The sequence below is a fragment of the Inediibacterium massiliense genome (genome assembly GCF_001282725.1).
GTDB classification, from domain to species: domain Bacteria; phylum Bacillota; class Clostridia; order Peptostreptococcales; family Thermotaleaceae; genus Anaerophilus; species Anaerophilus massiliensis.
The window spans coordinates 729,377-750,768 of record NZ_LN876586.1 but is presented as its reverse complement, the minus strand read 5'-3'; the positions used below and the strand labels follow the sequence as shown (position 1 = coordinate 750,768).

At 29.5% G+C, this 21,392-nt stretch carries 20 protein-coding genes and 1 riboswitch; of the genes, 6 read left to right on the top strand and 14 right to left on the bottom strand.

The features are described from left to right. Positions 1–367: 367 nt before the first annotated feature. Together BN2409_RS07320 and feoB are read left to right on the top strand one after the other, a co-directional pair. Positions 368–589 carry a FeoA family protein gene (locus tag BN2409_RS07320; protein ID WP_053955978.1) on the top strand — a complete coding sequence of 74 codons (222 nt, stop codon included), beginning with the start codon at positions 368–370 and terminating at the stop codon, positions 587–589. 21 nt (positions 590–610) lie between these two features. Continuing rightward, complete coding sequence (gene feoB / locus BN2409_RS07315; protein ID WP_053955977.1) at positions 611–2,470, top strand: ferrous iron transport protein B; 1,860 nt, start codon at positions 611–613, stop codon at positions 2,468–2,470. Positions 2,471–2,510: 40 nt separating this feature from the next. Here the strand turns inward: feoB and BN2409_RS07310 are convergent, their stop codons facing one another. The 5 genes from BN2409_RS07310 to splB form a co-directional block, all read right to left on the bottom strand. After that, positions 2,511–3,740, bottom strand: a complete 1,230-nt coding sequence (locus tag BN2409_RS07310) for a tetratricopeptide repeat protein (protein ID WP_053955976.1) — start codon at positions 3,738–3,740, stop codon at positions 2,511–2,513. Further along, positions 3,740–4,306, bottom strand: coding sequence for a hypothetical protein (locus BN2409_RS07305; protein WP_053955975.1), 567 nt, complete (start codon positions 4,304–4,306; stop codon positions 3,740–3,742). Before BN2409_RS07305 ends, BN2409_RS07310 begins: the two co-directional genes overlap by 1 nt. A gap of 90 nt (positions 4,307–4,396) precedes the next feature. Next, on the bottom strand, positions 4,397–4,822 hold the full coding sequence (locus BN2409_RS07300; RefSeq protein WP_053955974.1) for a hypothetical protein: 426 nt from the start codon (positions 4,820–4,822) through the stop codon (positions 4,397–4,399). A 15-nt stretch (positions 4,823–4,837) separates the two neighbouring features. Further along, complete coding sequence (locus BN2409_RS07295; RefSeq protein WP_053955973.1) at positions 4,838–6,508, bottom strand: formate--tetrahydrofolate ligase; 1,671 nt, start codon at positions 6,506–6,508, stop codon at positions 4,838–4,840. A 66-nt stretch (positions 6,509–6,574) separates the two neighbouring features. Next, a complete protein-coding gene (splB, locus tag BN2409_RS07290; protein ID WP_053955972.1) occupies positions 6,575–7,603 on the bottom strand; it encodes a spore photoproduct lyase in 1,029 nt (342 codons plus the stop codon). 283 nt (positions 7,604–7,886) lie between these two features. On the opposite strand from splB, the gene BN2409_RS07285 reads away from it, so the two are divergent. Together BN2409_RS07285 and BN2409_RS07280 are read left to right on the top strand one after the other, a co-directional pair. Beyond that, entirely contained in the window at positions 7,887–9,701 is a 1,815-nt protein-coding gene (locus BN2409_RS07285) for a heme NO-binding domain-containing protein (protein ID WP_053955971.1), read from the top strand. A 101-nt stretch (positions 9,702–9,802) separates the two neighbouring features. Further along, positions 9,803–10,537, top strand: a complete 735-nt coding sequence (locus BN2409_RS07280; RefSeq protein WP_053955970.1) for a CAP domain-containing protein — start codon at positions 9,803–9,805, stop codon at positions 10,535–10,537. 152 nt (positions 10,538–10,689) lie between these two features. Beyond that, a riboswitch (cobalamin riboswitch) is annotated at positions 10,690–10,866 on the bottom strand. A gap of 57 nt (positions 10,867–10,923) precedes the next feature. Here BN2409_RS07280 and BN2409_RS07275 read toward each other — a convergent pair. The 7 genes from BN2409_RS07275 to BN2409_RS07250 form a co-directional block, all read right to left on the bottom strand. Further along, complete coding sequence (locus tag BN2409_RS07275) at positions 10,924–13,230, bottom strand: DNA topoisomerase (RefSeq protein WP_053955969.1); 2,307 nt, start codon at positions 13,228–13,230, stop codon at positions 10,924–10,926. A gap of 131 nt (positions 13,231–13,361) precedes the next feature. Next, on the bottom strand, positions 13,362–13,619 hold the full coding sequence (locus BN2409_RS07270; RefSeq protein WP_053955968.1) for a GIY-YIG nuclease family protein: 258 nt from the start codon (positions 13,617–13,619) through the stop codon (positions 13,362–13,364). A gap of 123 nt (positions 13,620–13,742) precedes the next feature. After that, a complete protein-coding gene (locus BN2409_RS17140; protein WP_199872942.1) occupies positions 13,743–13,886 on the bottom strand; it encodes a hypothetical protein in 144 nt (47 codons plus the stop codon). A 33-nt stretch (positions 13,887–13,919) separates the two neighbouring features. Next, entirely contained in the window at positions 13,920–14,324 is a 405-nt protein-coding gene (locus tag BN2409_RS07265) for a hypothetical protein (RefSeq protein WP_053955967.1), read from the bottom strand. Positions 14,325–14,424: 100 nt separating this feature from the next. Further along, the gene (locus BN2409_RS07260; protein WP_053955966.1) at positions 14,425–15,840 is read right to left on the bottom strand and encodes a glycosyl hydrolase family 18 protein; all 1,416 of its coding nucleotides are present in this window, start codon (positions 15,838–15,840) and stop codon (positions 14,425–14,427) included. Between the two features lie 15 nt (positions 15,841–15,855). Further along, a complete protein-coding gene (locus BN2409_RS07255) occupies positions 15,856–16,377 on the bottom strand; it encodes a chromate transporter (protein ID WP_053955965.1) in 522 nt (173 codons plus the stop codon). Then, entirely contained in the window at positions 16,361–16,912 is a 552-nt protein-coding gene (locus BN2409_RS07250; protein ID WP_053955964.1) for a chromate transporter, read from the bottom strand. The genes BN2409_RS07255 and BN2409_RS07250 overlap by 17 nt, the downstream gene beginning before the upstream one ends. 159 nt (positions 16,913–17,071) lie before the next feature. Between BN2409_RS07250 and rd the strand changes: the two genes are divergently transcribed. Together rd and BN2409_RS07245 are read left to right on the top strand one after the other, a co-directional pair. Then, positions 17,072–17,233, top strand: coding sequence for a rubredoxin (gene rd, locus BN2409_RS16770; protein ID WP_110942999.1), 162 nt, complete (start codon positions 17,072–17,074; stop codon positions 17,231–17,233). Between the two features lie 148 nt (positions 17,234–17,381). Further along, positions 17,382–18,269, top strand: coding sequence for a DMT family transporter (locus BN2409_RS07245; RefSeq protein ID WP_053955963.1), 888 nt, complete (start codon positions 17,382–17,384; stop codon positions 18,267–18,269). 24 nt (positions 18,270–18,293) lie between these two features. On the opposite strand, the gene yihA is transcribed toward BN2409_RS07245, so the two are convergent. Continuing rightward, positions 18,294–18,920: a ribosome biogenesis GTP-binding protein YihA/YsxC gene (gene yihA / locus BN2409_RS07240; RefSeq protein WP_053955962.1), complete on the bottom strand. Its 627-nt coding sequence runs from the start codon at positions 18,918–18,920 to the stop codon at positions 18,294–18,296. Beyond that, positions 18,910–21,264, bottom strand: a complete 2,355-nt coding sequence (gene lon / locus BN2409_RS07235; protein WP_053955961.1) for an endopeptidase La — start codon at positions 21,262–21,264, stop codon at positions 18,910–18,912. The genes yihA and lon overlap by 11 nt, the downstream gene beginning before the upstream one ends. Positions 21,265–21,392 lie beyond the last annotated feature (128 nt).

Below are 21,392 nucleotides of genomic sequence, written 5' to 3'. Positions count from 1 at the left end.
CGCCTCCTCACTTGTAAAATACTAATATTCCTATTATAACACAATTTTCATTGAATTTCTTCTATCAATCTATATCCCTTTCATTCATCACTAAAACTGATTTATAAAAATATGAAACATAATAATATTGAGAAATATTTTTTTGAATATTCACCCTAAAATATATAAACATTATATGTATCAACTATATATTACAAATTTAAAATATACACTCACTTTATTTTTTGAAAATAAATATTTTTAGAAATATATCTTTAAACATTGACAATCATTCTCATTTGTTGTATTCTTATGATATCGACTTAAAGTTACATATTTTTTTCTTTTGATAATATTTTTCATTTTGTATTTTCAAGGAGGTTATTTTATGACATTAGATACAATTTCAAAAGGTCAAAAGTTAGAAATTATTCATATCCCTGATGCTACCATTCGAGCACAAGCTATTCGTTTGGGAATCTATGAGGGAGCAAAATTAATTTGTTCTGAGAAACTTCCTGCAGGTCCTATTATCCTTCAAAATAGAATGCAAGAAATAGCCATTGGAAGAAATTTAGCAAAGAAAATAACTATTCAATCTATATCATAGTCTTTATGAAGGAGGTTTTTTATGAGTTGTCACAATCCTGTCTGCAATATGGCCATACCAAAAGGAGCAAACAAAATTGTTTTGGCAGGCAATCCAAATGTGGGAAAATCCGTTTTCTTTAATGCTTTAACTGGCCTTTATGTAGATGTTTCCAATTTTCCTGGTACAACTGTAGATATCAGTATGGGCCAATATAAGGATCATGTTGTTATGGATACTCCTGGAGTATACGGTGTCTCCTCTTTCAATGATGAGGAAAGAGTCGCCAGAGATGTGATTTTATTTGCAGATGTAATATTAAATGTAGTAGATGCCGTTCATTTAGAAAGAGATCTTTTTTTAACGCAACAAATTATTGATATGGGCATTCCTGTTGTCATCGCATTAAATATGATGGATGAAGTAAAAAGAAATGGCCTTAAAATTAATATAGAAGAACTTTCTAAAAAGTTAGGTGTTGAAGTAATTCCTACTACTGCAACTAAAAAAGAAGGAATCACTCAAATACTAGAAGCTTTAGAAAGAGCAAAGGTAGGAAATAGAATTGCTAATGTAAAAGAATTGATGGATCAAGTTATTGATAAAGTAGATGTAGAAGCTGAAGCCCTTTTAGTAGTAGAAGAAGATGAAAATGTACTCACTCGTCATAATCTAGAAAACAAGTATGGTCAAAGAGAAGAAATTTATAAATGGAGAAGAGCCAGAGTAGATCATATTGTAGAAGAAGTCATATCCCAAACCAATCAAGGTGCATCCTTTAAAACAAAACTTGGAAGATGGATGCTTAAACCTATTACAGGTATTCCTATTTTATTTTTTGTTTTGTTTTTAACTTATGAGCTCATTGGAGTATTTGTAGCTCAAACTATAGTAGGAATCACCGAAGAAATCATTATGGGTCAATATTATTATGATTTTATTATGAATCTATTGAAAAATTTTGTTCATGAAGGAAGCTTTATAGGTCAATTATTAATAGGAGAATTTGGAATTCTCACAATGGCACCTATTTATTTATTTGGTCTACTTCTTCCATTAGTAGTTGGTTTTTACTTTGTACTTTCTATTATGGAAGACTCAGGATACCTTCCTAGAATTGCTGCATTGGTAGATCGACTACTGACATTTTTAGGTTTAAATGGAAGAGCTATTATCCCTATTATTTTAGGCTTTGGCTGTGTAACTATGGCAACCATTACTACACGTCTTTTAGGTTCTAAAAGAGAAAGATTTATTGCAACTATGCTTTTAGGTCTTGCCATTCCATGCTCTGCACAGCTTGGGGTTATTGTGGGACTCATTGCTCCACTTGGGGGGAAAATGCTTTTATTATATGTAATGACAATATTTATTGTATTTGCACTCACAGGAACCATTTTAAATAAAGTTATGCCTGGAGAATCTACAGATCTATTAATTGATTTGCCTCCTATTCGAATGCCTATTTTAAAAAATGTTTTGAAAAAAACATATTTAAAATCTAAAATGTTTATTGAAGAAGCAGGACCTTTATTTGTTTTAGGAGCTGTAATTATTACAATTCTTCAATACACTCATGCACTTGATATGATATCTGATGCTTTATCACCTATTACTGTGGGATTTTTAAAACTTCCTAAAGAAACAGCTCAAACTTTTATTATGGGTATTATTAGAAGAGATTTTGGTGCTGCTGGACTTACTGGACTAGCTGATAAAGGTCTTTTAAATCCTATACAAGTAGTGATCTCTTTAGTAGCGATTACTTTATTTGTACCTTGTATTGCAGCCATTATGGTAATCTTTAAAGAAAGAAGCTGGCAAGAATCAGCTCTTATATGGATCGGAAGCTTTATCATATCTTTTTTAACGGCTGGAATATTAGCACAAATTATGTTATAAATTAAAAAGGCAAAGGATTATCCTTTGCCTTTTTAATTTGCTATCTTTTTTTAATATTCCAAAATACTACCAAAAATAAGACCGTAATTCCCATATGAAAAAACCAAAAACCCTTAAAAGAAAATTTTTGTTCATCTTTTTTTATATTTTTCTCTTCTTTTATTTCATATTTTTTTTCTATCCCATACTGCTCTTTCAATCCATTAGGTAGATGATCTATTTCTTGCTCAGCCCATATTCTTATTCCTGATTGTCTCTCTTCTTTCTCCATAATTTCTTTTAAAAGTTTTGTATACTCATCTAAACTTCCTGTATTATGATATAGATTAATAAGATCATAAAGATTTCTATTATAAAGAATTCCACTACTTTTAAAATAATAAATGGCATCTTTGGTATTTCCTTTTGTTTGGTAGATACATCCTCTATAATAATCCAAAAAATTTGTCATTTTTAAAGCATACTCTGAAACTTCTTTATTCTTATTTTTTTTATATAAATCCATATCATTTATATACTCTATTGATTTCTCATATTCTCCATTTATATAAGAATCATATGCTTTTTTTCCTAATTCTTTTATCTCTTTTATTTCTTTTTGAGTTCTTTTTTCTTGATCTAATAATTTTTCTTTTTCTATTTTTCTATAATCTCTATAGTATAATTCAATGTTAAAGGGATTCATATGATCATATATAGTCCAAACCATTTCATTTTCTTTAGGATTCATCTCTATATTTACTTGTTCTTTCTTCTCATATTTTTCATATCCTTTTACTTTAATATCTTGAGGATCTAACCCCTCATCAAAAATAAAGGTAACTTTTCCATAATGAATATGATTTTGTGGTAAAGAATATCTAATATTCTCTCCTCCTAAAGGATCTATAATATTTTCTTTACAATAAGAAATCTTTACATTTACTTGTTCTTTTGTAGTAGGTATTTCCCAAATATACCATTTTTGATTTTTTTGTCCTTTGTGTATAAAAGTAGATATTTCTTTCTCTTCCGAAGAAATTTTTACATCATATACCCCATCATATAAAATACCCATCGTCATCTTTTCTTTTTTAAAATTTTTAAAAATAAAATCATTTTCAATATAACATTTTTTATTTTTTATATGTATTTGGCTATTGGTAGAAATGATGTCCATAGAAGAATTTTTATCTGGTGTCATATTATTTTCTTCTAATATAACTGGATCTGCATAAGCTTTTATTTGAAAAAGAAATAAGATCATAAAAAATACAATCCATTTTTTCATTATATGCCTCTTTCTCTTAATTGAGCCGCAAAGCCCCATTGATTTTTTTCTTTGATAAATTTCAATATATATGAATATTCTTTTGTTTCATAAGTTTCTTTCACATGAACATAAGCTATATTTTCTCCATGATAATCAATACTAGAATAAGTAAAATCTTTAAAATTATCTTTTCCATTATTTAATAGTATATTTTTTATTCTATATAAAGAAGCTCCTTGAGGAACATTTCTTTTATATGTTTCATTTGAGAGAGTATACATCTTTTCTATAGCATCTTTTTTATCCATCTTTTGATTTGCTGTTTGAAGCATAATTTGTTTCCATATATCTAGTACATAATTTAAATCCTCTAACTCATCTATTTCAATGGAAGGTATTTCCTTATCTTTCTCTTCTGAGTCAGAAATTTCATCATCTGTTGTTTCAGGTTGTACTTTAGCTACAGGAATCGAAACAGGTTGTGATGTTTTCGAAAAAGCATGTCCTACAAAGAGTCCTACAAATCCTCCTATCATCACAAAGAAAAAAAATAAAATAATTCCTATTATACTTTTATTTTCCATTGCTTCACCTCTATTTTATTCTTATATCTACATAGTGTATCATAATCATCTTTATTTTTCATTGAAAAAAGATGAAGAAAATTCTTCATCTTAATCCCCTACCACAGTAATCATTCTATTTCCTACATCTTTAAGCTTTCTTTCTCCAAGTTCTTCAAAGGATACTACTAATATACTTTTAATAATTTCTTGGTCTTCATCGTATTCATATGCATAATAATAAGCAATTAAATCCTCAAGCAAATTTTCTTCGATCTCTACTGCATATTCATCTGCTTTATTCATCAATTCTGATATGTACTCTTCTTCATTTTCTTCTATAGAAATATCTATCTCTTCTTCTAATTCCTTTTTTAAAGTTTCTGCATCACACTGCAATATAAACCCTAAAACATCTTCTCTCTTTGTTCGATCTGAAATGTCTTTTACAATATCAAACTCTGTTGTATCATGAATAATTTTTGAAATTTCATTTCCTTCGTATACTTTATTTTCTTCATTTACAATAATGGACATCTAGTCACCTCTATTCTAAAATAGTCCTACAATTGTTCCGTCTTCTAATAGGTCAATATGATTGGCAGCAGGTACTTTTGGAAGCCCAGGCATAGTCATAATATCGCCTGTAAGTACTAATAAAAATCCTGCTCCAGCTGAAACCTTTACATCTCTTACTGTAATGGTAAATCCTTTAGGTCGTCCTAAAAGCTTTGGATTATCTGACAACGAATATTGAGTTTTGGCTACACATATAGGCATTTGATCTAGTCCTAATTTTTCATACTTTTGAATTTCCTTTTGTGCTTTAGATGTAAACTCAACGCCATCTGCTCCATAGATTTCCTTGGCAATAACAGAAACTTTTTCCTTAATAGGGAGATTAGTATCATAAAGAGGTTTGAAATTTGACTGATTATTTTCACACAAATCTACGATTTTTTCTGCAAGAGATATACCTCCCTCTCCTCCTTTAGCCCATACATCTGATAATACTACACTTACTCCAAGGTGGGCACATGCTGTTTCTATAAATTTTAATTCAGTTTCTGTATCTGTAGGAAATTTGTTGATTGCCACAACAGTAGAAACTCCATATTTTTTAATATTTTCTATTTGTTTTTCTAAATTTCCAAATCCTTTTTCAAGAGCTTCTAAATTTTCTTCATTTAAATATTCTTTTGATACTCCTCCATGATTTTTAAGTGCTCTTGCTGTAGCTACAATAACAGTAGCATCTGGTCTTAATCCTGCAAATCTACATTTGATATCAAAGAATTTTTCTGCTCCTAAATCTGCACCAAATCCTGCTTCTGTTACTACATAATCACAAAGCTTCAAAGCCATTTTTGTAGCAATGACACTATTACATCCATGGGCTATATTGGCAAAAGGTCCTCCATGTAAAATAGCTGGTGTATTTTCTAAAGTTTGAACTAAATTAGGCTTTATTGCATCCTTTAAAAGAAGAGCTAAAGATCCAGTAGCATTTAAATCCTTTGCTGTAACAGGCTGATCATCATATGTATATCCTATAATCATTTTTCCTAATCTATTTTTAAGATCTTCAATATCATCACAAAGACATAATATGGCCATAATTTCTGATGCTACAGAAATATCAAATCCGTCTTCTCTTGGAACTCCATTTACTTTTCCTCCAAGTCCAATTACAATATTTCTAAGAGCTCTATCATTCATATCTAAACATCTTTTCCATATAATTCTTCTAGAATCTATATTCAGTTTATTTCCTTGATGAATATGATTGTCTATTAAAGCTGCTAATAAATTATTTGCAGTGGTAATGGCATGAATATCTCCTGTAAAGTGAAGATTAATATCATCCATAGGTACTACTTGAGCATATCCTCCTCCAGCAGCTCCTCCCTTTACCCCAAAAGCTGGTCCTAAAGATGGTTCTCTTAAAGTCGTAATGGTTTTTTTTCCTATTTTATTCAGTCCCATACTAAGACCTACATTGGTAGTTGTTTTTCCTTCTCCAGCAGCAGTAGGATTAATAGCAGTCACTAAAATTAATTTTCCATCTGGTTGATTTTTTCGCTTTTTATATGCATCTAATGATATTTTTGCTTTATACTTCCCATAAAACTCCAGATCATCTTCCTCTAATCCCATTTGCTCTCCTATCTCTTTGATAGGAAGCATTTTTGCTTCTTGTGCAATTTGAATATCCGTTTTCATAATCATCCCCCATTCCTTTGAATTTTAATAAATTGTACCACATTATAAACTACTGGGCAATGACACTTATGTAAAATACTCAATTTTTGCGTTTTTGAAATATTTCATAATCCAATCAGACAAATAATTTTTTATTTCTAATGCTTCTTCCTTTGGATAGACATATTTCATTCTCCCATATTTCCCATATTTCAATTGTCTTTTTTCTTCATCCATGTCTAATTTGGTATTTGGATAACGATTTAAAATAACATCTTTTGCATTTTTTGTGAATCTATGTTGTATGAGTTCAAAAGTGATAGAATCATTCTCTACAAAATGTATATGCTCATGGAGCATTTTTATCAATGTTTTGTATTCTTCTTTCCAGTTGGTATAAATCATAATAGGTGCAATAATAAAACCTAGTGGATACCCTGCTTTTCCTATTTTCTCTGCAGCTTCTAACCGATTTTGTAAAGAATCTGTATTATGTTCAAAATTATGACTTACATAATCTGAGTTAATAGAAAATCGAAATCTAGTATTTCCATTATGTTTTGCATCAAGGATTGAGTCTACATTTGAAAATTTGGTCACTACTCTTAATTTTCCGTATGAAAGTGTTCCAAAATATTCAATTGTCTCTTTTAGACTTCCCGTAATATGCTCTACAGATAATGGATCTCCTGTACTAGCTACCTCAAATACTGTTGTATTGGGAGCTTTTTCTTGTATATATTTTTGAATGGTATTAAAAATTTCATCTGTATTTACATATACCCTTACATAAGGCTTTTTCCCTTGAGTTGTATATAAATAACAATATTCACAATTTCCTGGACAATTGGTCATAAGAGAAAACTGATAATCCGCTGAAGGCTTGCATACTTCTAATTTTAAACTCTTTTTTGTTCCTACCACTAATGTTTTTTTAGCATTGGCAAATTTCTCTTTTTCTGTTTTACCAGGAATTCCTCTTACTTGATTATGAGAAGTAGTTTGTAAAATAGGAATATTATGCTCTTTACAAAATGACCCTATTCTTTTTCCTATAGGAAATTCCATGGCAGCAGGTTCAAAGTATACTCGTTGAGGAATCCAAATCTTTTTCATATTATTCCTTCTTTCAATAAATATTCTTCTTTAAACAAGAAAAGGGTAACTTAATAGCTACCCTTTTCTTATGATGAGTTGTGGGTGGGAATAAGGTGCATCCAAAAGTCCAAAGACTTTTAAATGGAATGGATTTTCTTCCATCTTAATTTTTTCCAATTTTTATTTTTTTATACATGTTTTAAAAAATTTTCTTTAGGTATACATACCATAGATGTGATTGTTTTGTGTTCTTAGATATAATATAATAAAATTATTAATTGAATGTTTAGGAGGAAATGTTATGAAGGGTACTGTAGTATCTACTTGGGTAAACAGTCTAGAAAAATTATATGGAAAAGAAACTGTACAAAAGGCTACACAATCAATAGGTTGGGATAGTGATAAAATCATCACTCCCCTAGAAGATATTCCAGATGATGAGTCTATGAAAATCATAGAATCTATCGGAAAACTTGTTGGAAAATCTTCATCCTCTATATGGCATGAGCTAGGAAAAAGTAATATTGAAACATTTCGTTCTTGGTTTCCATCTTATTTTGAAAGATATAGTCTAAAAAGCTTTTTGATGATGATGGATCATGTGCATTCACAACTTACTAAAATGATCAGTGGTGCAAAACCTCCAAGACTTATTGCAAAGGAAATCGGTCCTAAAAAAATTGAAATTTTATATAAGTCCAAAAGAGGAATGTCTGATTACTTCTTAGGATTATTAGAAGGAAGTGCTTCTTTTTTTAATGAAAAAATAGAAGTAGAAAATTTGGAAAAAGGAAAAGACAAAGATGGAACTTATTATATGAAAGTACATATTACCCTTGAAAAAGATAATAAAATAAGTAAAAAATATAAAATCAACCATATTTTATCTTATGGTTTTATCAAAAGCATCCCTGTAAAAATTTCCATATCTATTGGTATTATTACTTTTATTTTATTATTTATTCCATTTGGCAATGCTTCACTTTTAGGTCCAATTATAAAAACTATTCTTATAGGAGGTATATCATTTTTTATCAGTAGTATTGTTTTATCTCCAATCAAAAATGTTCAAGAAGAGCTCATCAAATTATCTGATTTAGATTTTGAAGGAAATGCTGAAATAAAAACTGGAGATGAATTTGAAAATTATATAGAATCTATTAATCAAATCAAAGAAAATATTCAAAAGGATTTTCTATTTTTAAAGGGTGGAACAGATGATATGCATAATTTCATTGTAAAATTTTCTACTATTGCCAATGAAATGAAAGGCGTATCTGATGGCATATCCAGTTTGGTTCAAGAAGTAGCTCATGGAGCTGTTCATCAAGCTGAAGAAACAGAACATTCCGTACACACTTTGAATGATAATATAGAAACACTCAATCATTTAGCAGAACAGGAAGCAACTAGTAAAATTCAACTTGAAAAAGCAGTAGGAGATATTCGTAAGTCTTATGGAGAAGTTCAAAATGTAGCCAATAGTTTATTACAAATGAAAAATGAATTTTCTATTGTCAATCAGCAAGGAGAAGATTTATCTACACGAGTTCAAAATATTATAGACATTGTAACTACTGTAGAACAAATATCTGATCAAACCAATCTTTTGGCTTTAAATGCAGCTATAGAAGCTGCCCGTGCAGGAGAAATGGGACGAGGATTTACAGTAGTAGCTGAAGAAATTAGAAATCTTGCAGAGGATTCTAAAAATGCAGTAAAAACTATTAATCAAAATCTTCAAGTGTTCACAAATGACGTAAAACAAATGATTGAACAAGTAACTCATCAATTTTATAATCTTGAACACAACAATAAAATTTTAGATGCAGTAGCCACAGATAATGAAAAAGCCACAAATGAAATTACTATTGTATCCAATCAAATTGTTTCTTTAGTAGAATCTTTATCATCTGAAACTCAAAAAATTTCAAATGTATTCCAAAATATACATTCTTTAGCAGCTATTGCAGAAGAAAATTCTGCTGCAACTCAAGAAATGAGTGCAAATGTCATAGAATATTCTAGTAAAATAAAAGATTTAATGGATTATATCCATCAACTTGAATTATTAGCAAATAGCTTAAGAGCAGAATTAAAAAAATATAAAATATAATGTTGAATTACCATATTATATTTATTCATACAATAATTTACACTTTAAAGTGTAAATTATTTTTTTTTTGCAGGTAATACTATTACTGAGGTGATAAAACTATGAAAAAAATAATAAGTCTTTTAGTGCTTTCAGTTTTTTTATTAACAAGCTGTACAACTCCTCAGCAAAAACCTAAACCAAAACCTATAGCTTCATCTATTTTTGAAAAGGGACAAGTCAAACAAATTCAAATTACAAAAGACAATGCAACTTGTCGATCAGGACAAGGAGAAAATACTCCTATTGTAAAAAATCTTTCCAAAGGAGATATTTATGATGTAATAGGCCAAAGTGAAGATTGGTATGTGATTCAAACAAATGATAAAAAGGTTGGTACTGTATCTCCATCTGAGGCAAAACCTCATGTCCAACCTACAAAAACTTCCGCGCCTGAAGCAACTACTGGAAAATTGACTTCAAACGAAGATGAAATGTTTCGTCTTGTAAATGGAGAACGTACAAAGCAAGGCTTAAAGCCTCTTCAATTAGATATGGAAGTTACAAAAGTAGCTAGGATTAAAGCACAGGATCTAATTGATAATAATTATTTTAGCCACAATTCTCCTACTTATGGAAGTCCTTTTGATATGTTAAAAAAATTTGGTGCTGAGTATGCATATGCTGGAGAAAATTTAGCTGGAAATCAATCTGTACAAGCTGCTCACACTGCTTTGATGAATTCTAAAGGACATAGAGAAAATATTTTGAACCCTAATTTTACTCATATTGGAATTGGCATCAAAGATGGTGGTCAATATGGAAAAATGTTTACACAAATGTTTATAGGAAAATAAAAAAAAATCTCCCAATAAATGAGAGATTAAAAAGAGGAAAAATTTCTGAAAAACTAGACCATTTTTCATAATATTAAATAAAACCCTGCTTTTAGGCAGGGTTTCACTTACGTATAGTTATAAAACATTACGCTTTACCTCCCCACCGAAGGTAGCAATCTGAACAATAGGCAGGTCTCCTGACTCATGAATCACCCTACTCCCTTCTCCTTCCCGTTTTCACAGTGGTTTTACAAGGTTTCGTCATCATTTACAGTAGCGGGGGCTGTGTCGGTATTTCACCGAACTTCCCTATTAAACTTAGTAGTACCTAATGTACAATATTTTCAATTTGTTATTATTATACTATGTCTTCTAATACTTGTCAATTATTTTTGAAATAAATTCTAATTTTTTGATTCTATTCTTTTTACATTTTTTAGTTGTAATGCTCCACTTTTGTCTTCTTTAAATTGTAGAGTTGCTGTACATCTTTCTTTTGTTTGAGGCAAAATCATATGAAAATCATCTATTCTTCCATCTTGAATAAGTAATTCTATCATTTCTCTTGTTACTTTTTGGCCATATAATTCTAAACTATTTTTCCATACAGTAAACTTACAATTTTTCTTCCAATGACTACAATAAAAAGCCTTGCTATTTTCTAAAACTTCTCCATCTTTACAAGCTATACATTTTCCAAGTGAATTTCTACTTTTTCTATTTTCTTTATTCTTTGTTATTGCATATAAGTTCATAGAATTTCTTCCGTTTCTAAAACCTAATACTTTTTGTGTATTTTTTATAATATAAGATTCTAATTTTGTCATATATTCATCAGATTTTATTTCCCCATTTGCAATCATACCTAATCCTTTTTCCCAACTTGCAGTCAGTTCTGGTTTTAATAAAGAAGGAATAGACTTATACACTACATCATAGATTCTCTCTCCCATTTGAGTAGGAGTAAGGATTTGTGTTTTCTTATTTAATTTCACATATTGAATTTTTTGTAATTTATTTAATATTTCAGCCCTAGTAGCACTCGTTCCTATTCCACTTCCTTTGATTTGTTCTCTTAATTCATCATCTTCAATCAGTTTTCCTGCATTCTCCATAGCCAAAATCATAGAACCCGAATTATACCTCTTTGGTGGAGTTGTTTCTGATTCCTTTATAAATATGTCTTTAAATTTTATTTTTTGTCCTTTTTTTAATTTTTTAAGAGTTTCTATTTGGTCTGCTTTTGCCCCTTCGTTTTTTTTATTTTCTCCTAATACTTCTAAGTATCCTTCTTGTATACACACTTTAGAAGTGGTAAAAAAACATTCTTCCTTGATTTTAGTAGTAATAGCTAATTGATTAAATATAGCCTGAGGATAAAAAATTGCTAAAAATCTTCTGACTACAAGTAAAAATATTTCTTTTTCTGTTTCTGCTAATTTATTGAAATTTCCGATTCCCTGTCCTGTTGGAATAATAGCATAGTGATCTGTAATAGCTTTATCATTGACATATTTCGTTTTCTCTAAGCCCTTATACAACTCTTCAGAGAATATTTTTTGTACAAATTCAACAATTTCTTCATTTTTTTTATCTAAATTACATAATTTTTTTATATCTAAAAGACCTTTTATATTTTTATTTACCTCCTTTGCTACAGCTTTTGATAAAACTCTAGCATCTGTCCTTGGATAAGTAAGCATTTTTCTTTCATATAGTTTTTGAACAACTTTTAAAGTTTCATCAGGACTTAACTTGAATTTTTTAGAACATTCATTTTGTAACTCTGCTAGATTGTAAAGAAGGGGAGGATTTTTCTTTTCCTTTTTTCTCTTCACATCATGAATAATCGCCATACATTCTTCGTTATCTTTTTTTAGATCTTCTATAAACTTTATTGCATCATCTTTTTGTTTAAATCCAATATCCTTAAATAATAAATTGGACATATAGTGTTTTGAACCTTCTAAAGCCTTCCATTCTCCTTCATATTCTAATACTTCTTCAAAGAGAAACTTAGACACAATCTTATAATAAGGAGTTTTTACAAAATCACGGATTTCTCTTTCTCTTTGAACAATCATTCCAAGTACACAAGTCATTACTCTTCCTACAGCAATAACTACATATTTTTTATTTAACTCTTTACTCAATTTGTTTCCATAACAAAGAGTTAGAAGTCTTGAAAAATTAATCCCCATTAAATAATCTTCTTTGGCTCTTAGATAAGCTGCATCTGATAAATGATCATATTCAGATAATGGTTTTGCATTTTTTACACCTTTTTTTATTTCTTCTTCTGTTTGAGAATCAATCCACACTCTTTTTTTTATTTTATTTGCTTTTACCATATCATCTACCAATCTATATATATATTCTCCCTCACGTCCTGAATCCGTACAAACATATATAGTAGATATATCTTTTCTCTTCATTTGAGTCTTTACAATATCAAATTGTTTTTTAACATTTTTTATGATTTCATATTTATATTCTTTAGGTAAAAATGGAAGGTCTTCTAAAGTCCATTTTTTATATTTGGGATCATACTTTTCTGGATAACTCATATTTACCAAATGTCCTACACACCAAGAAATAACTGCTTCATTGGATTCTATATAGCCATCTCTTTTATTTCCTTTAATATTTAGTACCTTTGCAAATTCCAGTGCCACACTAGGTTTTTCTGTAATATATAATGCCTTACTCATTTAAACACTCCACTTTCTCTACAATTGATAACCAACTCATCTATATGTTACAACAAAATATCGAGCATGTAATATGCTCGATATTTTTATTTTCATAGTCTTTCTTACATTATAACATAATTATTATTCTTTTATTCTAATCCAAATTCCTTTACCAACTTCTCCTTCTGCATTTTAGTAAGTCTTTTAAATTCATATTCTCTTTTCATGGCTTCACTTTTACTTTGAAATTGTTCATAATATACTAATTTTACTGGTAATCTTGCTCTAGTATATTTACTTCCTATTCCTTTATTATGTACTTCTACTCTTTTCATAGGACTACTTCCTTTTGTATATCCACTATATAAAGAGCCATCTTTACATCTAAGCATATATGAAAAATACATCTCCACACCTCTTCTATTTATTATACGAATCGTTCCTGATCTCATTCAAAAACAAGCTGGATTATTTCATTATACTATGAAATAATCCAGCTTTAGAAAAATATAAAATATATTTTTTATATCCTATTTATTTTTTTCCTCACCTTTATTACTTTCCATTTTATTGATTGTTTTTTCTGCCTTTTTACTTAAAACAATACCACCTATCCAAAATACTATCAAAATCAATAACATCACTATACTATCTGTTGTCCATTCAAAATTCATAAAAATTCCTCCCTATTTGATTATTTTTCTCTTCTAATAATCAAATAGTAAGTCTTGATACCTACTTTTATAATATTTAGGAATTAAAAGCTTTTGTAACTTTATATATATTCTATAAATGCTTCTTTTTTTATAAATTCTAATCTTTACTTTTATCAAAAGATTCATTAAAAATATAACCATAAAATATTCTATCATTCTACATAAAGTATATAGAATTCTTAAGTTATTTTCCCTATTGGATATTTTAAAAACATGAGTAAAACTAGTAGTATCCATAGGTATAAAATATAACTTTTTTGAATCTTCTATCTCTGTAGGAATATCTATTTGAAATGTTATCCCTGAAAAATTTATAAAAATTGTACATATAAATATACAAAAAATTATTTTTTTCCATTTCTCATATTCATCTCTTTTTACATCAAAAATACTCATATTTATAAACTCCCTAAGATTTTGCCTTTTTTTCATTATACATGAATATATACATATATGCCATACCTATCATAATTAAGGAGAAAGGCAAGCTTTCTCTTTAATACCCCAATTGAGCATAAGTTTTTTGATCTTTAGTCATTTTCTGTAAAACCATCCAAACTTCCTCTGCTTCAAATCCTCTTCTCCATGAACCCGTTCCAGCAAGATCATATTTTTTTACAAGACTTAACTTTAGAGCAATAGACCTCGGATCTTCAAGCCATATTTTATATACAATACCATCCTCTTCATACTGAGCATAATATTGTCCTACTTCTTCATTCCAGCTAACGGATGCATTTTTTTCTTCTATAATTTTTTTGGCATAAGTCATAGAAATAGATTTTGATTCTACTTTACCATCATACTCTTTCCAAATTCTTGTATAAAAAGGTAATCCAAGAAGTATTTTTTCCTTTGGAATATATTCTAAGCTATTTTGTATTCCTTTCTCTACCCATCCAATAGATGCAACTGATCCACTTACAGGACTGCTTGCCCAATGTTCATCATATGCCATGACCGCTATATAATCTACAATTTTACTTAAAGATTTTCGGTCATATACTTTAGACCATTGCTCACTACTAGATGGAACTGTTACATCCATAGATAAAACAATATTTTTCTTTTTTGTATATTGACTTAACTCTTTTATAAAGTCGACCAAAGCTTTTTGATCCTTGTAATATACATTTTCAAAGTCAATATTGATTCCATCTAATTCATATAAATCTGCATAGATAAGAATCTGATCTATTACTTTATTTCTTATATTTGTATCATTTAATATACTAGATGTGATTTTAGGATCAAAACTATTGTCTACAAGTCCCCATACTTTATATCCCTTTTTGTGAGCATTGAATACATACTCCTTGTCTCCTTTATTCTTAACAGTTCCCTTATGATCTATAATACTAAACCATGTAGGTACCAATACATCTAAAGAATGAATTTTATCTTCTCCTGAAATATCCTTAGACTCTTCATAAACATATTCCCATGCAATATTTATATTTTTTCCATGCGTTGAAAATGGCTTTCTTTGTATAAATATATTTTTCTCTACATCTTTTATATCCATGAAAGACTTGTCAATAGCTACAATATATTTTTTATCATAATCTACAGATATTCCCAAAAGTTTTTCTAATAATTTTATTGGAACATAATCATGATCATCTATTTTTTTTGTAGGTATATTGATATTCATTTCATCATCCATATGAATATACATTCGATTTTCCTCTGTATTTAAGAACATATCTTGATAAATATGATCTTTTATAACCTCAAAAGGCAAATAAATTTCTGTATTTTCTACCAATGGAGGAGCATACCCTTTTATTTCTTCATTATGAATGATAAGTTTTATCTCTTTATTTGTTCCCCACTTCATCATACCAATCATACTCCCTACCATCATACAAGTAGCAAATATGAGGATGAAAATTTTCTTTGAGTACTTCATATTCTTCCTCCTTTTCTAATATAAAATCGCCCCCATAATTCCAGCAAGTACAATTGCTAATATAGGATGTATATTGACTCTTTTAAGTGAAAATAAAACAATCATTGCAATACATATACTTTTTATATCTACTAATGAAGTTTTTCCAACAGATATAGCAGCACTTAAAATAAGTCCTAATACAGCTGGTCTTATTCCTTTAAAAACAGCTTTTGTACTTTTGTTATCTTTCATATTTGAAAAATATTTTGCCAAAATCATAATAAGAATAAAAGATGGAATTACTATTCCTATGCTTCCTACCATGGCTCCTATTATCCCATCTACCTTATATCCTACAAAAGTAGATGAATTAATAGCAATAGGTCCTGGCGTCATTTGTGCAATCGCAATAATATCTACAAATTCTTCTGAGGTAATCCAATGATGGTGATATACAATTTCTTTTTCTATAAAAGGAAGCATAGCAAGTCCTCCACCAAAACTAAATGCTCCTATTTTCATAAAAGTAAAAAATATTTTAAGAATCACTTCCATTATCCTTTTCTCCTTTAAATAATTTGTATCCCAAAATTCCTGAACATATAATAATTAAAATAGGATGTATATGAAATACACTGATTCCAATGACACTAGCTAACACCCATACAATATGAATCATATTTTTAGGAATAGATTTAGAAAGCTTCATTACTGCTACTACAATTAAAGCTACTACAGCTGGTCTTATTCCTTTAAAGATTGCTTGAGTCAATGGAAGCTTTTGAAACTGAGTAAAAAAAGTAGCTACAATTAAAATAATAATGACAGAAGGAAGCATAGTTCCTAGACAACCTATAACGCCTCCCCATACTCCAAAGAGTCTATATCCTATATAAGTAGAAACATTAATGGCTAATGCTCCTGGAACAGTTTGAGATAGCGCAATAATATCTATAAACTCCTCTTCTTCAATCCACTTATTTTTTTCTACAATTTCCTTTTGAATCAGTGGAATCATAGCATATCCTCCACCTAATGTAAAAGTACCTATTTTTATAAAAATCAGAAACATCCTCATTAATGAATTCATATATTTTCCTCTCTATTATTCTTTTTACTAAAATTGTATATGACAACTATTTTTCTGTCAATTTTGTAGAGATCTAGGTATTATTTTGTTTATTTCAATGCATTGTTGGGTAAAATTGTTTTAGAGAAGATTTTAACATATTTGAAAGGAGAACATTTTATGAAAAAATATGAGTGTACACCCTGTGGTTATATTTATGATCCTAAAGTAGGAGATCCAGATAGCGGTATTGCTCCTGGTACAGCTTTTGAAGATATTCCTGATGATTGGGTATGCCCTGTTTGTGGCGTAGGAAAAGATATGTTTGAGCCTGTAGCATAGGTTATAAAGAGCTTCCATAAATATCTATGGAAGCTCTTTTTCATTATATATTCCAAACATGAGCATATGCGACAACATAATGCAAATTTTTCATATTTGTGATAAAATATTTGTTGAAATATTAGTATACCATAAGGAGGAGCCATATATGAAGATGCAATATAAGGCAGATTTGGCATTACTTGTAGTAACCCTTACATGGGGAGTTTCTTTTATACTTACAAAAAATTCTTTAGATGCCATGTCTACTTTTAATTTTTTAGCTGTTCGTTTTTTTATTGCAGCAGCTAGCTCTGCAATAATTTTTTATAAACGAATGTTAAATTTAGATAAAACTACAATAAAATATGGAATATTGATTGGGGTAATTATGTTTTTAGGATATGCATTACAAACCTTTGGACTCAATTATACTACAGCTTCTAAATCAGCTTTTATCAGCTGTTTATCCGTAGTATTTGTTCCTGTTTTTTCTGCTCTTTTATTAAAAAAACTTCCTAGCCTTCCTTGTATCATAGGAGTTGTGATTGCAACTATAGGTCTTGCTCTTTTAACATTAGATGGGAAATTATCTCTAAACATAGGAGATTTTTATACATTTTTATGTACATTTTGTTTTGCTTTTCAAATTTTAGCTATTTCAAAATATGCAGTAAAAGTAGATCCTATAAATTTAGCTATTTTACAAATTGCCGTAGTAAGCATATTAAGTACCATCGTAAGCGTCATATTTGAAAATCCTATTATTCCTACAGGTGCCAAAGTATGGACAGATGTATTGTTTTTAAGCTTCATATGTACTTCAGGAGCCTTTATTATCCAAAATGCTGTACAAAGATATACTACAGCTACCCATACAGCTCTTATTTTTACAGGTGAACCTGTATTTGCTAGTATATTTGGATATTTTCTATTAGGGGAAATTTTAAGCTCTAAAGGAATGTTTGGAGGATTTTTAATTATCTTTGCTATGCTTTTAGCTGAACTAGGAGGAGAACTTCCTTTATTTAAAAAAAGAAAAGATCCACTTCTTTAACATAAAAGCAATCACTATAAAAATTTATAGTGATTGCTTTTGCTCTTCTTCAAATTGAAAACCATTCACTTCAAAAATTTCAGTGATAATTTTCCATATTTCTTCTTTTCCTTCTCTACTTTCTGCTGATACAGGAATTAAGATATCATCAGAAGTCATATTTAATTCTTTTTTAATCATTTGAATATGCTTTTGCCTTTGTCCTCTTTTAATTTTATCTAATTTAGTTGCAATTACGATTCCATTAAAACCTACAGATTTGATCCAGTCATACATTTGTTTATCCTGTATAGTGGGTTTATGTCTAATATCTACAAGTTGAAAAACTTCTAATAAATTTTCTCTATGATTTAAGTACGTCTCCATCATTTTTCCCCATTGATCTTTATGAGCCTTAGAAACTTTTGCATATCCGTATCCAGGTAAATCCACAAAACGAAAAGCTTCATTAATACCATAAAAATTAATGGTTTGAGTCTTACCCGGACTTGAACTCGTTCTTGCTAGCTTTTTTCTATTTAATAAAAGATTAATGAGTGAAGATTTTCCTACATTAGATCTTCCTGCAAAAGCAACCTCTGGCATTTCTATACTTGGATATTGTTCTGGTTTTACTGCACTAATAATAATTTCTGCACTTTTAATTTTCATTTTTTTCTTCCTTCCGAACCAACGCATGCTCTAATACTTGATCCATATTTTCAATAAGTACAAATTCCAATTTTTTTCTTACTTGTTCTGGTATTTCTTCTATATCTTTTTCATTATCTATAGGAAGAAGTATCTTAGTAATTCCCGCACGATTTGCTGCTAATACCTTCTCTTTAATTCCTCCCACTGGAAGAACTCTTCCTCTTAATGTAATCTCTCCTGTCATAGCTACATTTTTATCTACAGGTATTTTGGTAAGCTCTGAGATTACTGCTGTTGCCATAGTTACTCCTGCAGACGGTCCATCTTTTGGAATAGCTCCTTCTGGAATATGAAGATGCATATCTAGAGTTTGATAAAAATCTTGTGGAATATGAAGCTCATCAATTTTAGAACGAATATAACTAATTCCTGCTTGTGCAGACTCCTTCATTACATCTCCAAGCTGTCCTGTAAGAACAAGTTTTCCATTTCCTTTCATAGTTGTCACTTCAATAGATAAAGTTTCTCCGCCAACTCTTGTCCAAGCTAGACCTGTAGCCATACCTATTTCATGATTTTCTTTTATTTTTTCATATCTATATCTCTTACTTCCAAGATAATTTACTAAAGTTTTCGTATTGATTCGAACAATTTTTACTTTTTCCTCAACAATTCTTTTTGCTGTCTTTCTACAAATTGTTGCTAATTTTCTTTCTAAATTTCTTACACCTGATTCTCTGGTATAATAATTAATTACATCTCTTATAGTTTGCTCTGATATTTGTAGATCCTTTTCTTTCAGTCCATGCTCTTTCTTTTGCTTTGGAAGTAAATATCTTTGTGCAATTTTAAGTTTTTCTTCTTCTGTATATCCTGATACCTCAATAACTTCCATACGATCAAGAAGTGGTCTTGGAATGGTTCCTAAGCTATTTGCAGTAGTAATAAACATGACTTTTGAAAGATCAAAGGGAACTTCTAAGTAATGATCTGTAAATTCTTTATTTTGTTCTGGGTCTAATACCTCTAAAAGGGCTGAAGCTGGATCTCCTCTAAAATCACCACTTAATTTATCTATTTCATCAAATAAAAATACTGGATTTTTGGAATTTGCTTCTTTCATAGCAGACATAATTCTTCCAGGAATAGCTCCTACATAAGTTCTTCTATGTCCACGAATCTCAGCTTCATCTCTTACACCTCCTAAAGACATTCTCACAAACTTTCTATTTAAAGATCTAGCAATAGATTTTGCAATAGAAGTTTTTCCTACTCCTGGAGGTCCTACTAAACAGATAATAGGCCCTTTCATTTCCTTTGCCAACTGTCTAATAGCAAGATATTCTAGTATTCTTTCTTTTACATCTTTTAGTCCATAATGATCTTCATCTAATATACTTTTTGCTTTTTTTATATTAATAGTGTCTTTCGTTTGTTTTGCCCAAGGAAGATCTAATATCCAATCTACATATGTTCTAATAACTCCGCTCTCAGCTGAATTTGGAGATAATTTAAAAAGCCTGTCCAATTCTTTGGTTACTTTTTTTTCCACATCTGAAGGAAGCTTTGTTTTTTTTATTTTTTCCTTATATTCATCTACTTCTTCATATAGGCCTCCTTCTTCTCCTAATTCTTCTTGAATGGCCTTTAATTGTTCTTTTAAGTAATATTCTTTTTGTACTTTGTTAATTTGTTTTTTTACTCTACTATTAATATCTTTTTCAATTTCTAACACTTCTATTTCTCTTAATAATATTTTGTATAAAACTTCTAATCTATCTCTAGGATCAAATGCATCTAATATTTCTTGTTTTTGTTCAATCTTTAGAATCAAATGAGAAGCAATTACATCTGCAAGTCTTCCTGGCTCTTCTATCTCTGTAATATTCATAAATGCTTCAGGAGAAGTACGATTGCTAAGGCTTACATAATCTTCAAAAGAATTGATCACCGTCCTCATTAATGCTTCTAATTCTTTTTCTTTTTCTATTTCTTCTTCATATACTACTTCTTCTACTTCACATTTAAAATATGGCTTTTCTGATACAATTTCTATAATTTTTGCTCTGCTTATTCCCTCTACCAATACTCGAATTGCATCTCCTGGAAGCTTTAACATTTGTTTAATCTTAGATATCGTTCCTACTTGGTAAAAGTCATCTGGTGTTGGACTGTCAGTTTCTGCTTCTTTTTGAGTAGTTAAAAACACCATCTGATCATTTAACATAGCTTCTTCTAACGCCCGAATAGATTTTTCCCTTCCTACATCAAAATGTAATACCATATATGGAAAAATTGAAAGTCCTCTTAAAGGAATCAGAGGCAATTCATATTTTTTCACTTTTTTCTCCGTCAAAATCATCAACTCCTTGTTATGTACACTTACATGTTTATTTTTTGTAATTTAAAAGAATTTATTCTCTTATATATACTCTATGTACTTATTTTCAAACTTTTTCTTATAGTACATTATTATATAGAAAGAACCTT

What these genes read in the sequence shown, in the direction of transcription:
- BN2409_RS07250 (WP_053955964.1), bottom strand. Translation starts at nt 16,912, where the DNA reads ATGAATTCATTAATGAGGATGTTTCTGATTTTTATAAAAATAGGTACT.
- BN2409_RS07245 (WP_053955963.1), top strand. Translation starts at nt 17,382, where the DNA reads ATGAAGATGCAATATAAGGCAGATTTGGCATTACTTGTAGTAACCCTT.
- BN2409_RS07275 (WP_053955969.1), bottom strand. Translation starts at nt 13,230, where the DNA reads ATGAGTAAGGCATTATATATTACAGAAAAACCTAGTGTGGCACTGGAA.
- feoB (WP_053955977.1), top strand. Translation starts at nt 611, where the DNA reads ATGAGTTGTCACAATCCTGTCTGCAATATGGCCATACCAAAAGGAGCA.
- BN2409_RS17140 (WP_199872942.1), bottom strand. Translation starts at nt 13,886, where the DNA reads ATGAATTTTGAATGGACAACAGATAGTATAGTGATGTTATTGATTTTG.
- BN2409_RS07270 (WP_053955968.1), bottom strand. Translation starts at nt 13,619, where the DNA reads ATGTATTTTTCATATATGCTTAGATGTAAAGATGGCTCTTTATATAGT.
- BN2409_RS07265 (WP_053955967.1), bottom strand. Translation starts at nt 14,324, where the DNA reads ATGAGTATTTTTGATGTAAAAAGAGATGAATATGAGAAATGGAAAAAA.
- BN2409_RS07320 (WP_053955978.1), top strand. Translation starts at nt 368, where the DNA reads ATGACATTAGATACAATTTCAAAAGGTCAAAAGTTAGAAATTATTCAT.
- BN2409_RS07305 (WP_053955975.1), bottom strand. Translation starts at nt 4,306, where the DNA reads ATGGAAAATAAAAGTATAATAGGAATTATTTTATTTTTTTTCTTTGTG.
- BN2409_RS07295 (WP_053955973.1), bottom strand. Translation starts at nt 6,508, where the DNA reads ATGAAAACGGATATTCAAATTGCACAAGAAGCAAAAATGCTTCCTATC.
- BN2409_RS07285 (WP_053955971.1), top strand. Translation starts at nt 7,887, where the DNA reads ATGAAGGGTACTGTAGTATCTACTTGGGTAAACAGTCTAGAAAAATTA.
- BN2409_RS07280 (WP_053955970.1), top strand. Translation starts at nt 9,803, where the DNA reads ATGAAAAAAATAATAAGTCTTTTAGTGCTTTCAGTTTTTTTATTAACA.
- yihA (WP_053955962.1), bottom strand. Translation starts at nt 18,920, where the DNA reads ATGAAAATTAAAAGTGCAGAAATTATTATTAGTGCAGTAAAACCAGAA.
- BN2409_RS07260 (WP_053955966.1), bottom strand. Translation starts at nt 15,840, where the DNA reads ATGAAGTACTCAAAGAAAATTTTCATCCTCATATTTGCTACTTGTATG.
- BN2409_RS07300 (WP_053955974.1), bottom strand. Translation starts at nt 4,822, where the DNA reads ATGTCCATTATTGTAAATGAAGAAAATAAAGTATACGAAGGAAATGAA.
- splB (WP_053955972.1), bottom strand. Translation starts at nt 7,603, where the DNA reads ATGAAAAAGATTTGGATTCCTCAACGAGTATACTTTGAACCTGCTGCC.
- BN2409_RS07310 (WP_053955976.1), bottom strand. Translation starts at nt 3,740, where the DNA reads ATGAAAAAATGGATTGTATTTTTTATGATCTTATTTCTTTTTCAAATA.
- lon (WP_053955961.1), bottom strand. Translation starts at nt 21,264, where the DNA reads ATGATTTTGACGGAGAAAAAAGTGAAAAAATATGAATTGCCTCTGATT.
- BN2409_RS07255 (WP_053955965.1), bottom strand. Translation starts at nt 16,377, where the DNA reads ATGGAAGTGATTCTTAAAATATTTTTTACTTTTATGAAAATAGGAGCA.
- rd (WP_110942999.1), top strand. Translation starts at nt 17,072, where the DNA reads ATGAAAAAATATGAGTGTACACCCTGTGGTTATATTTATGATCCTAAA.